This window comes from Aquabacterium humicola (assembly GCF_030167915.1).
Taxonomy (GTDB): Bacteria; Pseudomonadota; Gammaproteobacteria; order Burkholderiales; family Burkholderiaceae_C; genus Pseudaquabacterium; species Pseudaquabacterium humicola.
Genome location: NZ_JARGNB010000005.1, coordinates 338,586 through 356,841 on the forward strand (window position 1 = coordinate 338,586; position 18,256 = coordinate 356,841).

An 18,256-nucleotide genomic window follows, 5' to 3' on the forward strand; every position below is an offset into this window, starting at 1 on the left:
GCTGCGCGGCGATGCGTGCGATCGGACTGAACGGCTTCGGTGGCCCCGAGGTGCTGGTCGAGACGACCCGTCCCGATCCGGTGCCGGGGACTGGCGAGTTGCTGGTGCGCGTCAGCGCGTCCGGCATCAACCGTCCCGACGTGCTGCAGCGCAAGGGCGCCTATGCGCCGCCGCCCGGTGCGTCGGACCTGCCGGGGCTGGAGATCGCGGGCAGCATCGTCGGCGGCGACGCCGGCGAACTGGCAGCGGCGGGCTTCGCGCTCGGCGATCGTGTCTGTGCGCTGGTGGCCGGCGGGGGTTATGCCGAGCTGTGCGTCGTGCCGATCCCGCAATGCCTGCCGGTGCCGAAAGGCCTGTCCGACGTCGAGGCAGCGAGCCTTCCAGAGACCTGCTTCACCGTCTGGTCCAACGTCTTCGATCGCGCGCGGCTGCAGCCCGGCGAGACGCTGCTGGTGCAGGGCGGCTCGAGCGGCATCGGCGTCACCGCGATCCAGCTGGCGAAGGCGCATGGCGCGACGGTGATCGTCACCGCCGGCAGCGATGACAAGCTCGAGGCCTGCAAGGCACTGGGCGCCGACGTCGGCATCAACTACCGCACGCAGGACTTCGTCGCCGAGGTCAAGGCAGCGACCGGCGGTCGCGGCGCCGACGTGATCCTCGACATGGTGGCCGGCGACTATGTCGGCCGCGAGCTGCAGTGCCTGGCCGACGACGGCCGCCTCGTGATCATCGCGGTGCAGGGCGGCATCAAGAGCGAAGTCAATGCCGGCGAGATCCTGCGCCGGCGGCTGACGATCAGCGGCTCGACCTTGCGGCCGCGGCCGGTGGCCTTCAAGGGTGCGATCGCGGCGTCGCTGAAGCAGCACGCGTGGCCGTGGATCGAGGCCGGGAAGGTCAAGCCGGTGATCAACCGCGTGTTCCCGGCGGCGCAGGCGGCCGAGGCGCATGCGCTGATGGAATCGAGCCAGCACGTCGGCAAGATCGTGCTGGACTGGAAAGGCTGAAGGAAGACCTATGCGACGCAAGCTCGTGGCCGGCAACTGGAAGATGCACGGCAACCACAAGGCCAACGCAGAGCTGCTGGCCGGCATCGCCGCGGCGCGGCCGTTCGGCTGCGACGTCGCGGTCTGCGTGCCGTTCCCGTACCTGTCGGAGACGGCGGTCGCGCTGGCCGGCACCGACCTGCGCTGGGGCGCGCAGGATTGCTCCGCGCACGAGCAGGGCGCCTACACCGGCGAAGTGTCGGTCGGCATGCTGGCCGAGTTCGGTTGCCGCTACGTCATCGTCGGCCACTCCGAGCGCCGCCAGTACCACCACGAAAGTGACCAGCTCGTCGCCGACAAGGCCAAGGCCGCACTGGCGCGCGGCGTGACGCCGATCGTCTGCGTCGGCGAGACGCTGGCCGAGCGCGACACCGGCCAGACCGAGGTCGTGGTCAAGCGGCAGCTGTCGGCGGTCATCCATACGCTGGGCCACTGCGCCGGCGAGATGGTGGTGGCCTACGAGCCGGTGTGGGCGATCGGCACCGGCCGCACCGCCACGCCGGAGCAGGCGCAGGCCGTGCACGCGGTGCTGCGCGCGCAGCTGCAGGCCGCGACGGCGCATGCCGCGACGATGAAGATCCTGTACGGCGGCAGCGTCAAGCCGGACAACGCGGCAACCCTGTTCGCGCAACCCGACATCGATGGCGGCCTGATCGGCGGCGCGAGCCTGAAGGCCGCCGACTTCGTCGCCATCTGCCGCGCGGCCGGCTGAAGCCCGCGCGCGTCCCTTCGAAGAATCCTGGAGAGAACAGAACATGCAAGTGTGGATGAACCTCGTGCTCGTGCTGCAGCTGGTCGCGGCGCTGGCGATGATCGGCCTCGTGCTGGTGCAGCACGGCAAGGGTGCGGACATGGGCGCGTCCTTCGGCAGCGGCGCCTCGGGCAGCCTGTTCGGCGCCACCGGCAGCGCGAACTTCCTGTCGCGCTCGACGGCCGTCTGCGCGACGATCTTCTTCATCTGCACGCTGGTGCTGGCCTACATGGCCAACACCCGAAGCGGGGGGCAGGCGCCGACGGGCCGCGAGAGCGTGCTGGACCGCGCGGCCATCTCGGCGAGTGCGCCGTCGGCACCCGCGCAGGCGCAGATCCCGGGCGCAGCACCCGCGCCGCAGGCCGTGCCCGTGGCGCCTCCAGCGCCGGCCGCATCCGCCGGCGAGATCCCGACCAAGTAAGAGGGCCCGGGAGGCCGTGCCGGAACGCGACGGATCGGCATCACGAACGCGATCGTTTGATGCAGGTCCAAGGCCGTGCGAGACCGTGGCGCAACAGGCGTGCGACAAGCGTGTTCCGGGCGGCGGTTTCGAGGTGTTTTCGGCTTAGAATGCGCGGCTGTTCGGGGCGCCATCCTCATGCCAACCGAACGTTGAGCGGACCTCAGGTCCGGACCCGTGCCGACGTGGTGAAATTGGTAGACACGCTATCTTGAGGGGGTAGTGGCGAAAGCTGTGCGAGTTCGAGTCTCGCCGTCGGCACCACAAGGATTCCAGGCAATCCAGGTTCTCATCCGGTACCTGGGTTGCGCGCCCTGCCAGCAGGGAGCACAAGGGGGCGCACCGTTGCGGCACTGAACGTGTTGTCACCGGAGCGCCTTTTTTTCGCCGGATCGCTTCACACGCCACGACGCCGACGCACATGGACCTGCAACAGTACCTGCCTGTCATCCTGTTCATCCTGGTCGGAGTGGCAGTGGGTGTCGCGCCCCAGGTCCTCGGCTTCGTCTTCGGCCCCAACCGGCCCGATGCGCAGAAGAACAGCCCGTACGAATGCGGCTTCGAGGCCTTCGAGGACGCGCGCATGAAGTTCGACGTGCGCTACTACCTCGTGGCCATCCTCTTCATCCTGTTCGACCTCGAGATCGCCTTCCTCTTCCCCTGGGCGGTCGCGCTGAAGGATGTTGGCGCCACCGGCTTCTGGGCCATGATGATCTTCCTCGGCATCCTCGTGGTCGGCTTCGTCTACGAGTGGAAGAAGGGCGCCCTGGATTGGGAATAGCAAGGAATCGCCATGGGCATTGAAGGTGTTCTGAAAGAAGGCTTCGTCACCACGTCGGTCGACACGCTGGTGAACTGGTCCAAGACCGGTTCGCTGTGGCCGATGACCTTCGGTCTGGCGTGCTGCGCCGTCGAGATGATGCACGCGGGTGCAGCCCGCTACGACATCGACCGCTTCGGCATGCTGTTCCGTCCCAGCCCGCGCCAGAGCGACCTGATGATCGTCGCCGGCACGCTGTGCAACAAGATGGGCCCCGCGTTGCGCAAGGTGTACGACCAGATGGCCGAGCCGCGCTGGGTGCTCAGCATGGGCTCCTGCGCCAACGGCGGCGGCTACTACCACTACAGCTACTCGGTCGTGCGCGGCTGCGACCGCATCGTGCCGGTCGACGTCTACGTGCCCGGCTGCCCGCCGACGGCCGAGGCGCTGCTGTACGGCATCCTGCAGCTGCAGGCCAAGATCCGGCGCGAGAACACCATCGCGCGCGCATGACGACAAGGTCCTCATGACAGCCCGTCTAGACAACCTGCAGGCCGCGCTCGAGAGTGTGCTCGGCCCGAAGATCCAGCACTTCAAGCGCGAGCGCGGCGAGATCACGATCACCGTCGCCGCCGCCGACTACCTCGGCGTCGCGCAGCAGTTGCGCGACGCTCCGTCGCTGAAGTTCGAGCAACTCACCGACCTCTGCGGCGTCGACTACTCGACGTACAAGGACCAGGCGTGGGACGGTTCACGCTACTGCGTCGTCACGCACCTGCTGTCGATCAGCAAGAACTGGCGCCTGCGCCTGAAGGTCTTCGCCACCGACGACGACGTGCCGGTGCTGCCGAGCCTGACCGAGGTCTGGGCCGCCGCGAACTGGTACGAGCGCGAGGCCTTCGACATGATCGGCGTGATCTTCGACGGCCATATCGACCTGCGACGCATCCTCACCGACTACGGCTTCATCGGCCACCCGCTGCGCAAGGACTTCCCGGTGTCGGGCCACGTCGAGATGCGCTACGACCCCGAGCAGCGCCGCGTGATCTACCAGCCGGTGACGATCGAGCCGCGCGAGATCACGCCGCGCATCATCCGCGAGGACAACTACGGCGGTCTCCACTGAGTTCGGACGTCATCCATGGCTGAAATCAAGAACTACACGCTGAACTTCGGACCGCAGCATCCGGCGGCCCACGGCGTGCTGCGCCTCGTGCTCGAGCTCGACGGCGAGGTGATCCAGCGCGCCGATCCGCACATCGGCCTGCTGCACCGCGCGACCGAGAAGCTCGCCGAGAGCAAGACCTACATCCAGTCGCTGCCGTACATGGATCGTCTCGACTACGTGTCGATGATGAGCAACGAGCACGCGTACTGCCTGGCGATCGAGAAGCTGCTGGGCATCGAGGTGCCGCTGCGGGCGCAGTACATCCGCGTGATGTTCGACGAGCTGACGCGCCTGCTGAACCACCTGCTGTGGCTCGGCGCGCACGGCCTCGACTGCGGCGCGATGAACATCCTCATCTACTGCTTCCGCGAGCGCGAGGACATCTTCGACATGTACGAGGCGGTCTCGGGCGCGCGCATGCACGCGGCCTACTACCGCCCGGGCGGCGTCTACCGCGACCTGCCGGACTCGATGCCGCAGTACCAGCCGTCGAAGCTGCGCAACGCGCGCGCGATGGCGCAGCTCAATGAGAACCGCCAGGGCTCGCTGCTCGACTTCATCGACGACTTCTGCCGCCGCTTCCCGAAGAACGTCGACGACTACGAGACGCTGCTGACCGACAACCGCATCTGGAAGCAGCGCACCGTGGGAATCGGCGTCGTGTCGCCCGAGCGCGCGATGAACCTCGGCCTGACCGGCCCGATGCTGCGCGGCTCGGGCATCGCCTGGGACCTGCGCAAGACGCAGCCCTACGAGGTCTACGATCGCATGGACTTCGACGTGCCGGTCGGCGTCAACGGCGACACCTACGACCGCTACCTCGTGCGCGTCGAGGAGATGCGCCAGTCGAACCGCATCATCCAGCAGTGCGTGGCCTGGCTGCGTGCGAACCCCGGGCCGGTGATCATCGACAACCACAAGGTGGCGCCCCCTCCGCGCGTGGACATGAAGTCCAACATGGAGGAGCTGATCCACCACTTCAAGCTCTTCACCGAAGGCTTCCGCGTGCCCGAAGGCGAGGTCTACTCGGCGGTGGAGCATCCGAAGGGCGAGTTCGGCATCTACCTGGTGTCCGACGGCGCCAACAAGCCCTACCGCCTGAAGATCCGCGCGCCGGGCTTTTCGCACCTTGCCGCGCTCGACGAGATGGCGCGCGGCCACATGATTGCCGACGCGGTCGCGATCATCGGCACCATGGACATCGTGTTTGGCGAGATCGATCGATGAAATTTCGCCGGGCCGTTCCCAAGAAATCTGCTCCCCCTCGGGGGGAAGGCGCGCAGCGCCAAGGGGGCTAATTGAATCTCTCAGACGCCCAACAAGCGCGCATCGCGACGCTTCCGCCCGCGACGGTCGAACGCTTCGCGAAGGAAGTCGCCAAGTACCCCGCAGAACAGCGGCAATCGGCCGTGATGGCCTGCCTGGCCATCGTGCAGCAGGAGCAGGGCTGGATCTCCGGCGATGCCGAGGAGGCGATCGCCGCCTACCTCGGCATGGCGCCGATCGCGGTGCGCGAGGTCACGACCTTCTACAACATGTACAACCAGCGGCCGGTGGGGCAGTTCAAGCTGAACGTCTGCACCAACCTGCCGTGCCAGCTGCGCAACGGCGAGCATGCCCTGCAACACCTGTGCGAGAAGCTCGGCGTGGAAGAGGGCGGCACGACGGCCGACGGCCTCTTCACCGTGCAGAAGTGCGAGTGCCTCGGCGCCTGTGCCGACGCGCCGGTGATGCTGGTCAACGACCGCCAGATGGTCAGCTACATGAGCAACGACCGCCTCGACGACCTGATCGCGACGCTCAAGTCGCAGGCGAAGTGAGCGTCATCACCATGCAGATGCTCGATCTCTCGAAGTTCCAGGCCAAGGGCGTGGAGACCTGCTTCCACGACCGCCACATCAACCCGCAGATCGTTGCCGGCCTGGACGGCGGCAACTGGCGCCTGAAGGACTACGAAGCGCGCGGCGGCTACCAGGCGCTGCGCAAGATCCTCGGCAAGGACGGTGGCGAGGGCATGACGCCCGACCAGGTCGTCGCCGAGGTGAAGAACTCCGGCCTGCGCGGCCGCGGCGGCGCGGGTTTCCCGACCGGCCTGAAGTGGAGCTTCATGCCGCGCGCGCTGCCGGTGCAGAAGTACCTGGTGTGCAACTCCGACGAGGGCGAACCCGGCACCTGCAAGGACCGCGACATCCTCGCCTACAACCCGCACATCGTCATCGAGGGCATGATCATCGCGGCCTACGCGATGGGCATCTCGGTCGGCTACAACTACATCCACGGCGAGATCTTCGAGATCTACGAGCGCTTCGAGGAAGCGCTGGAAGAGGCCCGTGCGGCCGGTTACCTCGGCGCCAACATCCTCGGCTCCGGCTACAGCTTCCAGCTGCACGCGCACCACGGCTTCGGCGCCTACATCTGCGGCGAGGAGACGGCCCTGCTGGAGTCGCTCGAAGGCAAGAAGGGCCAGCCGCGCTTCAAGCCGCCGTTCCCGGCGAGCTACGGCCTGTACGGCAAGCCGACGACGATCAACAACACCGAGACCTTCGCCGCGGTGCCGTGGATCATCCGTCACGGCGGCCAGGCCTACCTGGAGTGCGGCAAGCCGAACAACGGGGGAACGAAGATCTTCTCGATGGTCGGCGACGTCGAGCGCCCCGGCAACTACGAGGTCCCGCTCGGCACGCCGTTCGCCACCATCCTCGAGCTCGCCGGCGGCGTGAAGGGCGGGCGCAAGCTGAAGGCCGTGATCCCCGGCGGCTCGTCGGCACCGGTGCTGCCGGCGCAGGTGATGATGGACTGCACGATGGACTACGACTCCATCGCCAAGGCCGGCTCGATGCTCGGCTCGGGCGCGGTCATCGTGATGGACGACACCCGTTGTATGGTGAAGAGCCTGTTGCGCCTGTCGTACTTCTACACGCACGAAAGCTGCGGCCAGTGCACGCCGTGCCGCGAGGGCACCGGCTGGTTGTGGCGGCTGGTGAACCGCATCGAGCACGGCGAAGGCCGCCATGATGACCTGGCGCTGCTGGACTCGGTGGCCGAAAGCATCATGGGCCGCACCATTTGTGCGTTGGGCGATGCCGCCGCGATGCCGGTGCGCGGCATGCTGAAGCACTTCCGCGACGAGTTCGCCTACCACGTCGAACACAAGCGCTGCCAGGTCGGCGGCCACTCCGGCGGCCCGTCCGTCGGTCACTCGCACGCCTGATCCCGAAGAAGCCGCACATGATCGAAATCGAACTCGACGGCAAGAAGGTCGCGGTCGCCGAAGGCAGCATGGTGATGCATGCGGCCGACGCCGCCGGCACGACGATCCCGCACTTCTGCTACCACAAGAAGCTCAGCATCGCGGCCAACTGCCGCATGTGCCTGGTCGACATCGAGAAGGCGCCGAAGCCGATGCCGGCGTGCGCCACGCCGGTGACGCAGGGCATGATCGTGCGCACGAAGAGCGAGAAGGCGCTGAAGGCGCAGAAGTCGGTGATGGAGTTCCTGCTCATCAACCACCCGCTCGACTGCCCGATCTGCGACCAGGGCGGTGAATGCCAGCTGCAGGACCTGGCCGTCGGCTACGGCGGCAGCGGCTCGCGCTACGAGGAAGAGAAGCGCGTCGTCTTCCACAAGAACGTCGGCCCGCTGATCTCGATGGAAGAGATGACGCGCTGCATCCACTGCACCCGCTGCGTGCGCTTCGGCCAGGAAGTGGCCGGCGTGATGGAGCTAGGCATGATCCATCGCGGCGAGCACAGCGAGATCACGACGATGACCGGCGGCACGGTGGATTCCGAGCTGTCGGGCAACATGATCGACATCTGCCCGGTCGGTGCGCTGACCAGCAAGCCCTTCCGCTACTCCGCCCGCACCTGGGAGCTGTCGCGGCGCAAGAGCATCAGCCCGCACGACTCCACCGGCGCCAACCTGATCGTGCAGGTCAAGGGCGGCAAGGTGATGCGCGTCGTGCCGCTGGAGAACGAGGACGTCAACGAGTGCTGGATCGCCGACCGCGATCGTTTCAGCTACGAGGCGCTCAACAGCGAGCGCCGCCTGACGACGCCGATGATCAAGCAGGGCGGCCAATGGAAGGCCGTCGACTGGAACACCGCACTCGGCTACGTCGCCGACGGCTTGAAGCGCATCCAGACCGAGCACGGCAGCACCGCGATCGGCGCGCTGGCCACGCCGCACCGCACGGTCGAGGAACTGCACCTGCTGGCCAAGCTGGTGCGTGGTCTGGGCAGCCAGAACATCGACACGCGCCTGCGCCATGCCGACTTCGGCAATGCGGCGCCCGCGGGCCGGGCCCGCTGGCTGGGCATGCCCATCGCCAGCCTGTCGACGCTGGACCGCGTCTTCATGATCGGCTCGTTCCTGCGCAAGGACCATCCGCTGTTCGCGCAGCGCATCCGCCAGGCGGCGCGCCGCGGCGGGCTGGTGTACAGCCTGAACGCGGCACACGACGACTGGGCGATGCCGGTCGCCGGCCGGCTCACGGCAGCACCCGCCGCCTGGGCCCAGGCACTCGCTGACATCGCGGGTTATGTGGCAACGGCCAAGGGTCTCGCCGCACCGGCCAATGCGCTGGTCAACGACGACGCCAAGGCGGTCGCCGACGCCCTGTTGTCCGGCGAGCGCAAGGCCATCCTGCTGGGCAATGCGGCCACGCAGCATCCGCAAGCAGGCCAGTTGCTGGCGCTGGCGCAGTGGATCGCCGAGCACACCGGCGCGAAGCTCGGCCACTTCGGCGAGGCCGCGAACTCGGTCGGCGCCCAGTTGGTGCAGGCGCTGCCTGGCGACGGCGGGCTGAACGCGGCCCGCATGCTGACCGAGCCGATGAAGGCGCTGCTGCTGCTCGACGTCGAGCCGGCGCTCGATGCGGCGAACGCCGCCGCCGCGCGCGCCGCGATGAATGGCGCCGGCCTCGTCGTCGCGCTGACCTCGTTCGAGGACGCCGCGGTCGACAACGCCGACGTGCTGCTGCCGATCGCGCCGTTCACAGAAACCGCCGGCACCTTCGTGAATGCCGAAGGCCGGGTGCAGCGCTTCCACGGCGTCGCCAAGCCGGTCGGCGAGACGCGGCCGGCGTGGAAGGTGCTGCGCGTGCTGGGCAACCTGCTGGGCCTCGCCGGCTTCGGCCACGAGACTTCGGACGAAGTGCTCGCCGAGGCCTTGGGCGACCTCGCGACGGTCGCGGACCGCCTCGACAACCGCAGCAATGCCGCGATCGACGTCGGCGCGCCCGCTGCCGGCGGGCTCGAGCGCATCGCCGACGTGCCGATCTACAGCACCGACGTGCTGGTGCGTCGCGCGGTGTCGCTGCAGCGCACCGCCGATGCGGCGCCGCCGGTGGTCACGATCGCCCCGGCGCTCGCGTCGCGGCTGGGCGTCGTCGCCGGCGCCGAGGTGCGGGTATCGCAGGGCAGCGCCAGCGCGGTGCTGCCGGTGCGCATCGACAGCGCGACCGCCGACAACGCCGTGCGCGTGCCGGCTGGTCACCCGCTGACCGCGACCTTGGGCGCGATGTTCGGCCCGATCAGCATCGACAAGGCCTGACATGTTCGAGCAAATCAACCAACTCGGCGTGCACTATCTCGGCGGCACGCTCTGGCCGGTGGTCTGGTCGGTCATCAAGATCGTCGCGCTGGTCGCGCCGCTGATGATCTGCGTCGCCTACCTCACGCTGTGGGAGCGCAAGGCCATCGGCTGGACGCAGATCCGGCCGGGCCCGAACCGCGTCGGGCCCTACGGCCTGCTGACGCCGATCGCCGACGCGGTCAAGCTGATCTTCAAGGAGATCATCCGTCCGACCGCGGCGAACAAGGGCCTGTTCTTCCTCGGCCCGGTGATGACCATCATGCCGGCGCTGGTCGCGTGGGCAGTCATACCTTTCGGCCCGGAAGTCGCGGTGTCGAACATCAACGCCGGCCTGCTGTTCCTGATGGCGATCACCTCGCTCGAGGTTTACGGCGTGATCATCGCCGGCTGGGCCTCGAACTCGAAGTACGCCTTCCTCGGCGCGCTGCGCGCGTCGGCGCAGATGGTCAGCTACGAGATCGCGATGGGCTTTGCGCTGGTCGTGGTGCTGATGGTCTCGGGCAGCCTGAACATGACCGAGATCGTGCTCGGCCAGGGCAAGGGCTGGTTCGCCGAACGCGGCCTGACCTTCCTGTCGTGGAACTGGCTGCCGCTGCTGCCGATCTTCGTCGTCTACTTCATCTCCGGCCTGGCCGAGACCAACCGCCATCCGTTCGACGTCGTCGAAGGCGAATCCGAGATCGTCGCCGGCCACATGATCGAGTACTCGGGCATGGCCTTCGCGATGTTCTTCCTGGCCGAGTACGCCAACATGTGGCTCGTCTCCGCGCTGGCGGTGACGATGTTCCTCGGCGGCTGGACCGCGCCCATCAGCTTCGGCGCGCTCGGCATGGACACGCCGGCCTTCATCGCGCAGACCGCGTGGTTCTGGGACTGGCTGTGGTTCTTCGGCAAGACCTTCGTCATCGTGACGATGTTCCTGTGGGTGCGCGCGACCTTCCCGCGCTACCGCTACGACCAGATCATGCGCCTGGGCTGGAAGATCTTCATCCCGGTCACGCTGGTCTGGCTGGTCGTGGTCGGTGCCTGGATGCAGACGCCCTTCAACATCTGGAAGTGAAATCCCAATGGCTTCCGCACTGAAAGACTTCGTCAGCAGCTTCATGCTGCTGGAACTGCTGAAGGGCATGAAGCTCACCGGCCGGCATTTCTTCCAGAAGAAGATCACCGTGCAGTTCCCGGAGGAGAAGACGCCGCTGTCGCCGCGCTTCCGCGGCCTGCACGCGCTGCGCCGCTACGAGAACGGCGAGGAGCGCTGCATCGCCTGCAAGCTGTGCGAGGCGGTGTGCCCGGCGCTGGCCATCACCATCGAATCCGATGTGCGCGACGACGGCTCCCGCCGCACGACGCGCTACGACATCGACCTGACCAAGTGCATCTTCTGCGGCTTCTGCGAGGAAAGCTGCCCGGTCGACTCGATCGTCGAGACGCACATCTTCGAGTACCACGGCGAAAAGCGCGGCGACCTGTACTTCACGAAGGACATGCTGCTGGCCGTCGGTGACCGCTACGAGAAAGAAATCGCCGCCAACAAGGAGGCCGACGCGAGGTACCGCTGACGCCTTCGGCCCACACCCGTGCAATCAGAAGCCGGGACCGGGCCAGGAGGAGCGCGGGCGCTCAAGCCGCTCACACCATGAATACCACCGGCGCACTGTTCTACCTGTTCTCCGCCGTGCTGCTGTTCGCTTCGTTCCGTGTCATCACGGCGAAGAGCACCGTGCACGCCGCGCTCTACCTGGTGCTGGCCTTTGCCAACGCCGCCGTCATCTGGATGCTGCTGAAAGCCGAGTTCCTCGCGATTGCGCTGGTGCTCGTCTACGTCGGCGCGGTGATGGTGCTGTTCCTGTTCGTCGTGATGATGCTCGACCTGAAAGGGGACGAGTTCCGCGACGGCTTCTGGAAGCACCTGCCGCTGGCCGGCCTGATCGGCGCGGTCATCGCGCTCGAGATGGCGCTGGTGCTGATGGGCGGCTTCCGCCTGACCGAAGCGCCGGCGCTCGACCCCGCGCTCGCGAAGCTGGGCAATACCCGGCTGCTGGGCATCGAGGTCTATACGAAGTACCTGTACCCGCTGCAGGTCGCCGCCGTGCTGCTGCTGGTGGCCATCGTCGCCGCGATCGCGCTGACGCTGCGCCGCCGCAAGGACAGCCGCTACCTCGACCCGGGGCAGCAGGTGAAGGCGAAGAAGGCCGACCGCCTGCGCATCGTGAAGATGTCGCCGGTGATCGACGCGCCGGCCGCGCCGCCGGCGGCCCCCGCCGCGCCTGCCGCAGGAGAGAAGAAATGACATTGGGTCCGATCACGCTCGGTCACTACCTGTCGCTCGGCGGCCTGCTGTTCGCGCTGTCGGTGATCGGCATCTACCTGAACCGCCGCAACCTGATCGTGCTGCTGATGGCGATCGAGCTGATGCTGCTGGCGGTGAACCTCAACTTCGTGGCCTTCTCGCACTACCTGGGCGACATGGCCGGCCAGGTGTTCGTGTTCTTCATCCTCACGGTGGCGGCCGCCGAATCGGCGATCGGCCTCGCGATCCTCGTGGTGCTGTTCCGCAACCGCGCGACCATCAACGTCGAAGAGCTCGACGCGCTGAAAGGCTGACCGCGCATGGCCTCCCAACTTTCCCAGAACCTGCTGCTGACGGTGCCGCTGGCACCGCTGGCGGGCGCCGTGATCGCCGGTTTCTTCGGGCGTGCCATCGGCCGCCGCGGCGCGCACATGGTGACCATCCTCGGCGTGCTGATCTCCTTCATCGTCTCGGCGATGGTGCTGAAGTCGGTGGCCGTCGACGGTGCGCGCTTCAATGCCACCGTCTACGAGTGGATGGTGCTCGGGCCGCTGAAGATGGAAGTCGGCTTCCTGGTCGACGGCCTGACGGCCATGATGATGTGCGTGGTGACCTTCGTGTCGCTGATGGTGCACGTCTACACCATCGGCTACATGGAAGAAGACCCGGGCTACCAGCGCTTCTTCTCGTACATCTCGCTGTTCACCTTCTCGATGTTGATGCTCGTGATGAGCAACAACTTCCTGCAGCTGTTCTTCGGCTGGGAGGCGGTGGGCCTGGTGTCCTATCTGCTGATCGGCTTCTGGTTCAAGAAGCCGACCGCGATCTTCGCGAACCTGAAGGCCTTCCTGGTCAACCGGGTGGGCGACTTCGGCTTCATCCTCGGCATCGGCCTGCTGGTCACCTACGCCGGCTCGCTGAGCTACGCCGAGGTCTTCGCGAAGGGCCCCGAGCTCGCGAAGCTGATGTTCCCCGGCACCGAATGGATGCTGATCACGGTGACCTGCATCTGCCTGTTCATCGGCGCGATGGGCAAGAGCGCGCAGTTCCCGCTGCATGTCTGGCTGCCCGACTCGATGGAAGGCCCGACGCCGATCTCCGCGCTGATCCACGCGGCGACGATGGTGACCGCCGGCATCTTCATGGTCGCCCGCATGTCGCCGCTGTTCGAGCTGTCGGACACGGCGCTGAACTTCGTGCTGGTGATCGGCGCGATCACCGCGCTGTTCATGGGCTTCCTCGGCATCATCCAGAACGACATCAAGCGCGTCGTCGCGTACTCCACGCTGAGCCAGCTCGGCTACATGACGGTCGCGCTGGGCGTCTCGGCCTACTCGGTCGCGGTGTTCCACCTGATGACGCACGCGTTCTTCAAGGCGCTGCTGTTCCTGGGCGCCGGCTCGGTGATCATCGGCATGCACCATGACCAGGACATCCGCAACATGGGCGGGCTGCGCAAGTACATGCCCATCACCTGGTTCACGTCGCTGCTGGGCTCGCTGGCGCTGATCGGCACGCCGTTCTTCGCCGGCTTCTACTCGAAGGACTCGATCATCGAGGCGGTGCACTTCAGCAAGCTGCCCGGCGCCGGCTTCGCGATGTTCGCCGTCACGCTCGGCGTCTTCGTCACCGCGTTCTATTCGTTCCGGATGTACTTCCTCGTCTTCCACGGCAAGGAGCGCTTCCACCACAAGCCCTTCCCCGGCGAGCACGACCACCACGACGACCATGGCCACGGCCATGACCACACGCCGCACGAGAGCCCGTGGGTCGTCACCGCACCGCTGGTGCTGCTGGCCATCCCCTCGGTGGTGATCGGCTTCATGACGATCGGGCCGATGCTGTTCGGCGACTTCTTCAAGGACTCGATCGTCGTCGACGCGGCCCGCCACCCGGCGATGGCCGAGCTCGCGAAGCTGTTCCATGGTCCGTTCGCCATGGCCGTGCACGGGCTCAAGACCCTGCCGTTCTGGCTGGCGCTCGGCGGCGTGGTCGCGGCTTATGTGTTCTACATGGTGATGCCGTCGATCCCGGCCACGATCGCGCGCATCTTCCGCCCGATCGTCGTGGTGCTCGAGAACAAGTACTACATGGACTGGATCAACGAGCACCTGATCGCGCCGCTCGCGCGCGGCATCGGCGTCGGCCTGTGGAAGGGCGGTGACCAGGGCCTGATCGACGGGGCGATCATCAATGGTTCGGCGCGCGCCGTCGGCGGTCTGGCCGCGCTGACGCGCCTGATCCAGACCGGCTACCTGTACTGGTATGCGCTGGTGATGCTGCTCGGCGTCTTCGGACTGCTGACCTGGCAGCTGTGGCCCACCGTGTCCGGCATGTTCGGGCGCTAAAGACACGCGGGCGGAGAACAACAAATGGGTCTGTTGAGTGTTTCGATCTGGCTGCCGATCGCCTTCGGCGCCTTGCTGCTCGCGCTGGGGAAGGACGACAACGCGCCGCTGGTGCGGCGTGTCGCGTTCGTCGGCGCGCTGGCGAGTTTCCTGGTCACGATTCCGCTGGTCACCGGCTTCAACACCGGCAGCGCCGCGCTGCAGTTCGTAGAGAACCTGCCGTGGATCGAGCGCTTCAACGTGCGCTACCACCTCGGCGTCGACGGCATCTCGGTGTGGTTCGTGCTGCTGACGGCGTTCATCACGGTGATCGTCGTCGTCGCCGGCTGGGAGGTCATCACCGAGAAGGTCGCGCAGTACATGGGCGCCTTCCTGATCCTGTCGGGCCTGATGGTCGGCGTGTTCTCGGCGGCCGACGGCCTGCTGTTCTACGTCTTCTTCGAGGCGACGCTGATCCCGATGTACATCATCATCGGCGTCTGGGGCGGCCCGCGGCGTGTCTACGCGGCGTTCAAGTTCTTCCTGTACACGCTGGCCGGCTCGCTGCTGATGCTGGTCGCACTGTGCTACCTGTACTTCAAGTCGGGCGGCAGCTTCGACATCGCCACCTGGCACAAGCTGCCGCTGTCGATGCCGGCGCAGACACTCTTGTTCTTCGCGTTCTTCGCGGCCTTCTCGGTGAAGGTGCCGATGTGGCCGGTGCACACCTGGCTGCCGGATGCCCACGTCGAGGCGCCCACCGGCGGTTCGGTGGTGCTGGCGGCGATCATGCTGAAGCTCGGCGCCTACGGCTTCCTGCGCTTCTCGATGCCGATCGCTCCCGACGCCAGCCGCGAGTACGACTGGTTCATCATCGCGCTGAGCCTGATCGCGGTGATCTACATCGGCCTCGTCGCGCTCGTGCAGCAGGACATGAAGAAGCTGGTCGCGTACTCGTCGATCGCGCACATGGGCTTCGTGACGCTGGGCTTCTTCATCTTCAGCGAGCTCGGCATCTCGGGCGGCCTGGTGCAGATGATCTCGCACGGCTTCGTCTCGGGCGCGATGTTCCTGGCGATCGGCGTGCTGTACGACCGGGTGCATTCACGCGAGATCTCGTCCTACGGCGGCGTCGTCAATACCATGCCGAAGTTCGCGGCCTTCGCGCTGTTCTTCGCGATGGCCAACTGCGGCCTGCCGGGCACCGGCGGCTTCGTCGGCGAGTGGATGGTGATCCTCGGCACCGTGAAGACGAGCTTCTGGATCGCCGCGCTGGCCGCGACCGCGCTGATCTTCGGCGCCGCGTACACGCTGTGGATGTACAAGCGCGTGTACTTCGGCGATGTCGCGAACGATGACGTCAAGGCCCTGAAGGACCTCGATGCGCGCGAGTTCGGCGTGATGGCCGCGCTGGCGATCGCGACGCTGTGGATGGGCGTCTATCCGAAACCCTTCACCGACGTGATGCACCACTCGGTGAACCAGCTGATCACGCACGTGTCGGCGTCCAAGCTCGTCAAGTGAGGACACCGGGATGACTTCGATGACCGACATGAACTGGATGGTGAGCTGCCCCGAGGCGGTGCTGTTGATCGCAGCCTGCGCGGTGGCCCTGGTGGACCTCTTCGTCACCGACCCGCAGCGACGGCCGACCTTCTGGCTGACGCAACTGAGCTTCGCGGTGGTGGCCGCGCTGCACCTGTGGCAGTACGACGCCGGCCTGTCGCTGTACGGCATGCAGGGCATGGTCGTCAGCGACCCGATGGGCCATCTGCTGGCCTTCTTCGCGTGCGTCGCGATGATGGTCACCGTGGCCTATGCGCAGCCCTATATCGCCGCGCGGGAGATGCTCAAGGGCGAGTACTTCGTGCTGTCGATGTTCGTGCTGCTGGGCATCATGGTGATGATCGCGGCGAACAACTTCCTCGTGATCTACCTCGGCCTCGAGCTGATGAGCCTGTCGCTGTACGCGCTGGTCGCGCTGCGGCGCGACCACGGCGTGTCGACCGAGGCGGCGATGAAGTACTTCGTGCTCGGCGCGCTGGCCTCGGGCTTCCTGCTCTACGGCCTGTCGATGATGTACGGCGCCACCGGCTCGCTCGAGATCCCGAAGGTCTACGAGGTCATCGCCAAGGGCAAGGTGAACCAGCAGGTGCTGGTCTTCGGCATCGTCTTCGTCGTCGCCGGCCTGGCGTTCAAGCTCGGCGTCGTGCCCTTCCACATGTGGGTGCCCGACGTCTACCAGGGCGCGCCGACGGCGGTCACGCTGCTGATCGGCGGCGCGCCGAAGCTGGCCGCCTTCGCGATCACGATCCGCCTGCTGGTCGAGGGCATGCTGACGCTCGCGGCGCACTGGCAGCAGATGCTGATCGTGCTGGCGGTGGGCTCGCTGATCATCGGCAACCTCGCGGCCATCGCGCAGAGCAACCTCAAGCGCATGCTGGCCTACTCGACCATCTCGCAGATGGGCTTCATGCTGCTGGCGCTGACGGCCGGCGTGCTGGGCACCGAGACCAAGACCGCGGGCAATGCCTACAGCTCGGCGATGTTCTACGTCGTCACCTACGTGCTGACGACGCTGGGCACCTTCGGCCTGATCATGGTGCTGTCGCGCCAAGGCTTCGAGAACGAGGAGATCAACGACCTCGCCGGCCTCAACAAGCGCGCGCCGTGGCTCGCCGGCGTGATGACGGTGTTCATGTTCTCGCTCGCCGGCGTGCCGCCGATGGTCGGCTTCACCGCGAAGTTCGCGGTGCTGCAGGCGCTGGTGGCCACCGACGTCGCGCTCTACGTGTGGCTGGCGGTCATCGCCGTGATGCTGTCGCTGGTCGGCGCCTTCTACTACCTGCGCATCGTCAAGGTCATGTACTTCGAGGAGCCGTCGGGACCGCACGCGGGGCTGCCGGCCACCGCGGGCAGCACCACCGGCATCAACGCGCTGCTGGCCGTCAATGGCTTCGCGGTGCTGGCCTTCGGCGTGATGCCGGGCAGCCTGATGGCGATGTGCCGCGACGCGATCCTGAAGGCGCTGGCGACCTGAGCCGCGGCGTGCATTCGCGGTGACGGCCTCGATCTGGCTGCTGCTCGGCTTCGGTTTCGTCGCGGCCAACCTGCCGTTCCTCAGCGAGCGCGTGCTACTGGTCGGACCGCGGCCGGCGCACAAGTCCTTCTGGTGGCGGCTGCTCGAGCTGCTGCTGCTGGCCGGGCTGACGATCGCCATCGGCACGGCGATCGAGGCGCGCATCGGCCAGCGCCACCCGCAGGGCTGGCAGTTCTATGCCATCGCGCTGTGCTTGTTCGCGACCTTCGCATTCCCGGGCTTCGTCTGGCGGCATCTGCGGCGTCACCGGCCCCAATGAAGATCGCCGTCCGATAATGACGGCCGGATGAAGGTCTTCAACCTGCGCTGCGCGCGCGATCATGTCTTCGAGGGCTGGTTCGCTTCGGAAGAGGCGTACAGCGAGCAGCGCGCGCGTGCACTCGTCGAATGCCCGCTGTGCGGCGACCACGAGGTCGTGCGCCTGCCGTCCGCGCCGCGCCTGAACCTGTCCGGTGCGCGTGAGGAGAAGCCGGGGCCGGTGGTGCAGTCGCCGGATGCCCCCTCGCTGGAAGCGATGTGGATGAAGGCGGTGCAGCACGTGCTGCAGAACACCGAGGACGTCGGCGCGCGCTTTTCCGAGGAAGCCCGCCGCATCCACTACGGCGAGGTCGAACGCCGCGGCATTCGCGGCGAGGCGACGCCGCAGCAGCGCGAGGCGCTGGCCGAGGAGGGCATCGAGGTGATGCAGATGCCGATGCCCAAGGCGCTCGAAGGCGGCGGCGGCAAGGTGCACTGAACGCCGCCACGTGCGCAGGCGACGGC

At 66.9% G+C, this 18,256-nt stretch carries 19 protein-coding genes and 1 tRNA gene; all 20 read left to right on the top strand.

Annotated elements, in window-relative coordinates; all coding sequences use genetic code 11:
• The first annotated feature begins 11 nt into the window (after window positions 1-11).
• The 20 genes from P1K89_RS22745 to P1K89_RS22840 all read left to right on the top strand — a co-directional run bounded on the left by P1K89_RS22745 (window position 12) and on the right by P1K89_RS22840 (window position 18,230).
• Window positions 12-1,004, top strand: a complete 993-nt coding sequence (locus P1K89_RS22745) for an NAD(P)H-quinone oxidoreductase (RefSeq protein ID WP_284618812.1) — start codon at window positions 12-14, stop codon at window positions 1,002-1,004.
• Window positions 1,005-1,014: 10 nt separating this feature from the next.
• Complete coding sequence (gene tpiA / locus P1K89_RS22750) at window positions 1,015-1,755, top strand: triose-phosphate isomerase (protein WP_284618813.1); 741 nt, start codon at window positions 1,015-1,017, stop codon at window positions 1,753-1,755.
• 43 nt (window positions 1,756-1,798) lie between these two features.
• Window positions 1,799-2,215, top strand: coding sequence for a preprotein translocase subunit SecG (secG, locus tag P1K89_RS22755; RefSeq protein WP_284618814.1), 417 nt, complete (start codon window positions 1,799-1,801; stop codon window positions 2,213-2,215).
• Window positions 2,216-2,433: 218 nt separating this feature from the next.
• A tRNA-Leu gene (locus P1K89_RS22760) sits at window positions 2,434-2,518 on the top strand.
• A gap of 157 nt (window positions 2,519-2,675) precedes the next feature.
• Window positions 2,676-3,035: an NADH-quinone oxidoreductase subunit A gene (locus P1K89_RS22765; protein ID WP_284618815.1), complete on the top strand. Its 360-nt coding sequence runs from the start codon at window positions 2,676-2,678 to the stop codon at window positions 3,033-3,035.
• Window positions 3,036-3,047: 12 nt separating this feature from the next.
• Window positions 3,048-3,527, top strand: coding sequence for a NuoB/complex I 20 kDa subunit family protein (locus tag P1K89_RS22770; RefSeq protein ID WP_284618816.1), 480 nt, complete (start codon window positions 3,048-3,050; stop codon window positions 3,525-3,527).
• A 13-nt stretch (window positions 3,528-3,540) separates the two neighbouring features.
• Entirely contained in the window at window positions 3,541-4,140 is a 600-nt protein-coding gene (locus P1K89_RS22775) for an NADH-quinone oxidoreductase subunit C (RefSeq protein ID WP_284618817.1), read from the top strand.
• 15 nt (window positions 4,141-4,155) lie between these two features.
• Window positions 4,156-5,409, top strand: a complete 1,254-nt coding sequence (locus P1K89_RS22780; RefSeq protein WP_284618818.1) for an NADH-quinone oxidoreductase subunit D — start codon at window positions 4,156-4,158, stop codon at window positions 5,407-5,409.
• Window positions 5,410-5,480: 71 nt separating this feature from the next.
• Window positions 5,481-6,002, top strand: coding sequence for an NADH-quinone oxidoreductase subunit NuoE family protein (locus P1K89_RS22785; protein ID WP_284618819.1), 522 nt, complete (start codon window positions 5,481-5,483; stop codon window positions 6,000-6,002).
• A gap of 11 nt (window positions 6,003-6,013) precedes the next feature.
• Complete coding sequence (gene nuoF / locus P1K89_RS22790; RefSeq protein WP_284618904.1) at window positions 6,014-7,393, top strand: NADH-quinone oxidoreductase subunit NuoF; 1,380 nt, start codon at window positions 6,014-6,016, stop codon at window positions 7,391-7,393.
• Window positions 7,394-7,410: 17 nt separating this feature from the next.
• Window positions 7,411-9,735, top strand: a complete 2,325-nt coding sequence (nuoG, locus tag P1K89_RS22795) for an NADH-quinone oxidoreductase subunit NuoG (RefSeq protein WP_284618820.1) — start codon at window positions 7,411-7,413, stop codon at window positions 9,733-9,735.
• Window position 9,736: 1 nt separating this feature from the next.
• Window positions 9,737-10,837 carry an NADH-quinone oxidoreductase subunit NuoH gene (gene nuoH / locus P1K89_RS22800; RefSeq protein WP_284618821.1) on the top strand — a complete coding sequence of 367 codons (1,101 nt, stop codon included), beginning with the start codon at window positions 9,737-9,739 and terminating at the stop codon, window positions 10,835-10,837.
• 7 nt (window positions 10,838-10,844) lie between these two features.
• Entirely contained in the window at window positions 10,845-11,336 is a 492-nt protein-coding gene (gene nuoI / locus P1K89_RS22805) for an NADH-quinone oxidoreductase subunit NuoI (protein WP_284618822.1), read from the top strand.
• 77 nt (window positions 11,337-11,413) lie between these two features.
• Window positions 11,414-12,067, top strand: coding sequence for an NADH-quinone oxidoreductase subunit J (locus P1K89_RS22810; RefSeq protein ID WP_284618823.1), 654 nt, complete (start codon window positions 11,414-11,416; stop codon window positions 12,065-12,067).
• On the top strand, window positions 12,064-12,381 hold the full coding sequence (nuoK, locus tag P1K89_RS22815; RefSeq protein ID WP_284618824.1) for an NADH-quinone oxidoreductase subunit NuoK: 318 nt from the start codon (window positions 12,064-12,066) through the stop codon (window positions 12,379-12,381). Before P1K89_RS22810 ends, nuoK begins: the two co-directional genes overlap by 4 nt.
• Window positions 12,382-12,387: 6 nt before the next feature.
• On the top strand, window positions 12,388-14,415 hold the full coding sequence (gene nuoL / locus P1K89_RS22820; protein ID WP_284618825.1) for an NADH-quinone oxidoreductase subunit L: 2,028 nt from the start codon (window positions 12,388-12,390) through the stop codon (window positions 14,413-14,415).
• Window positions 14,416-14,439: 24 nt separating this feature from the next.
• The gene (locus P1K89_RS22825) at window positions 14,440-15,918 is read left to right on the top strand and encodes an NADH-quinone oxidoreductase subunit M (RefSeq protein WP_284618827.1); all 1,479 of its coding nucleotides are present in this window, start codon (window positions 14,440-14,442) and stop codon (window positions 15,916-15,918) included.
• A 19-nt stretch (window positions 15,919-15,937) separates the two neighbouring features.
• Window positions 15,938-17,434 carry an NADH-quinone oxidoreductase subunit NuoN gene (nuoN, locus tag P1K89_RS22830; RefSeq protein ID WP_284618905.1) on the top strand — a complete coding sequence of 499 codons (1,497 nt, stop codon included), beginning with the start codon at window positions 15,938-15,940 and terminating at the stop codon, window positions 17,432-17,434.
• 19 nt (window positions 17,435-17,453) lie between these two features.
• Window positions 17,454-17,753 carry a DUF2818 family protein gene (locus P1K89_RS22835; RefSeq protein ID WP_284618828.1) on the top strand — a complete coding sequence of 100 codons (300 nt, stop codon included), beginning with the start codon at window positions 17,454-17,456 and terminating at the stop codon, window positions 17,751-17,753.
• 27 nt (window positions 17,754-17,780) lie between these two features.
• Window positions 17,781-18,230 carry a DUF1178 family protein gene (locus P1K89_RS22840; RefSeq protein WP_284618829.1) on the top strand — a complete coding sequence of 150 codons (450 nt, stop codon included), beginning with the start codon at window positions 17,781-17,783 and terminating at the stop codon, window positions 18,228-18,230.
• Window positions 18,231-18,256: the final 26 nt, after the last annotated feature.